The 662-nt window shown below is 51.8% G+C and carries 1 protein-coding gene; it reads left to right on the top strand.

Annotated elements, in window-relative coordinates; all coding sequences use genetic code 11:
* Positions 1-662 (top strand): Ig-like domain-containing protein (locus tag RMA95_RS00435; protein WP_409187554.1); only part of this gene is annotated, 662 nt, incomplete at both ends.

Raw genomic sequence — 662 nt, forward strand, 5'->3', positions numbered from 1 at the left:
CTTGCAGACAATACGCTTCCAGTGTTGACCGATGGACCACATACGGTAACTGTGACAGCGACCGACCCTGCAGGTAATGTGGGTACAACAGGTGCAGTGGTGACTATCGATACCACAGCACCAAGTGCACCGGTTCTTGATCCAATTAATGCGACTGATCCAGTGACAGGTACAGCAGAAGCGGGATCAACCGTGACTGTGAGCTTCCCTGATGGCACAACAGCAACAGTCGTTGCAGGTCCTGATGGTAAATGGACAGTGCCAAACCCAGGTGACTTGACTGATGGTCAAACAGTAACTGCGACAGCAACTGACCCTGCAGGCAATACCTCATTGCCAGGTTCAGGTACAGTCTCTGCAGACATTACGGCACCTGTGGTTGCGCTAGATGATGTGTTGACGAATGACAGTACACCTGCGTTGACCGGTACAGTGAATGATCCGAGTGCGACTGTGGTGGTGACTGTAGATGGTGTGAACTATCCAGCAGTCAATAACGGCAACGGTACCTGGACGCTTGCAGACAATACGCTTCCAGTGTTGACCGATGGACCACATACGGTAACTGTGACAGCGACCGACCCTGCAGGTAATGTGGGTACAACAGGTGCAGTGGTGACTATCGATACCACAGCACCAAATGCACCGGTTCTTGATCCAAT

This window comes from Acinetobacter sp. V110_1 (assembly GCF_031798975.1).
GTDB lineage: Bacteria > Pseudomonadota > Gammaproteobacteria > Pseudomonadales > Moraxellaceae > Acinetobacter > Acinetobacter nosocomialis_A.